This window comes from Halioglobus sp. HI00S01, assembly GCF_001635445.1.
Classification (GTDB): Bacteria; Pseudomonadota; Gammaproteobacteria; order Pseudomonadales; family Halieaceae; genus Halioglobus; species Halioglobus japonicus.
Genome location: NZ_LWEE01000302.1, coordinates 1 through 1,602, shown reverse-complemented (window position 1 = coordinate 1,602; position 1,602 = coordinate 1). Strand labels below are relative to the sequence as shown.

2 protein-coding genes are annotated in these 1,602 nt (G+C 56.1%); both read left to right on the top strand.

The window, feature by feature from the left end; genetic code table 11:
• On the top strand, nucleotides 1-576 hold a 576-nt coding region (locus tag A3709_RS19645), incomplete at its 5' end, for an adenylosuccinate synthetase (RefSeq protein ID WP_197484313.1).
• 543 nt (nucleotides 577-1,119) lie between these two features.
• A complete protein-coding gene (locus tag A3709_RS19640) occupies nucleotides 1,120-1,533 on the top strand; it encodes a hypothetical protein (protein ID WP_156507860.1) in 414 nt (137 codons plus the stop codon).
• Nucleotides 1,534-1,602: the final 69 nt, after the last annotated feature.

The following is a 1,602-nucleotide window of genomic DNA, read 5'->3' as shown; positions in this document are numbered from 1 at the left end:
ACTAGCTCCAATACCACCGCCGGCGGCACCGCCACCGGCTCCGGTTTTGGCCCGCTGTACCTGGATTATGTGCTGGGTATTACCAAGGCCTACACCACCCGTGTCGGCTCCGGCCCATTCCCCACCGAACTGTTTGATGAAACCGGTGCCCACCTGGCCGAGAAGGGCCACGAGTTTGGTGCCACCACCGGGCGTCCGCGCCGCTGCGGCTGGTTCGACGCCGTGGCCCTACGCAACGCCGTTAACATCAACTCGGTAAGTGGCCTGTGCCTGACCAAGCTCGACGTGCTCGACGGTCTGGAGTCCATCCAGATTTGTGTGGGCTACGCCGATGCCGATGGCAACGCTGTACCGAACCCCGTGGATTCCGACGACTACGAAGGCCTGCACCCGGTGTACGAAGAAGTCCCCGGCTGGAGCGATTCTACCCTCGGTGCCCAGTCGCTCGATGCGCTGCCCCAGGCGGCCCGCGATTACATCAAGAAGATCGAAGAGGTTGTCGGTGCACCTATCGACATCATCTCCACCGGCCCGGATCGCGTTGAGACGATCGTGCTGTGTCATCCCTTCGGTTGATCATCTGCATCAGGATAAAGGGGCCCTCCGGGCCCCCTTTTTTTAGATATGTCTCGCCAAATAAAACGTGATTTGCCTATCAACGTTTTGCAGCTAACCCTGGTTTAGTGCTCAAGGCCTGCTGCTACTGGGCCGGTCCATACTGGGCAAGTTATTTGCCCATTACCTGTCTATTCGTAGGTGAAGAGGCAGGCTGATGAAAACAATCTTTTGTAAATGGCTTCTGGCTATCATGACTGCTGTTTTGGTCGCGGGTTGTGCGTCGACCTAACAAGGCCAATCTATAGATCGCGCTAATATGGCCACCTGGCATCCACGGGATATGCACTTACAGCCGTGGAGGGCGCGATGGAGGCCAACCCCTTAGGTCCTATCCTCACCCCTGTAAAACTCATGATGGGGTCTGTGGTTGAGAAGAACTAAAAGTGTGCTGATCGCACCAAATACGCCAGTACCGTTAACCCCATTTACTATTGTCTTAGTTGTTCCAACCTCGCGGGCTTTAATCTCCTCATCGGCGGGGCCTATGGTGTGGGTTACCACATGGCCAAATCCTTCCTTGAGCCGCAAGCGTTCGATTGCAGCTACAAGCCCTCCGAGGCTGAGAAGAAGATTCCCGAGCAATTGGCAGACAAATGGTCGCAGGGTGATACGGATGCCCTGGCGATGCTGTGGGCCGATAACGTCAAGTACGAAAGTTGGGTGGGTATCGGCAAGATACGCTCTGTGTATCAGGAAATCTTCGACTGTACGACCAACAGAAAACTAGTCATTCGCTCCACCGAGTGGACCCGAGATCCGGTGACTGTCACGGGAGAAGCGATGCTATACGCCACGGGCTGCGGTTGGTGGCCTGAGGGTAAACTGTTCAAGTACTCACTCACGCTCAATGCGGCGGGTGAGATCGATCAAATGTTCTGGTGGTGGCGAGACGAATTTCAGGTGGCATCCCTGTAATCCCAATACGCGCCTCGCTGGGGCTTCTACCGCAGCGCTGATCCACAAAGCTGGATACCGGCTCAAGGA

What these genes read in the sequence shown, in the direction of transcription:
- A3709_RS19640 (WP_156507860.1), top strand. Translation starts at nt 1,120, where the DNA reads ATGGCCAAATCCTTCCTTGAGCCGCAAGCGTTCGATTGCAGCTACAAG.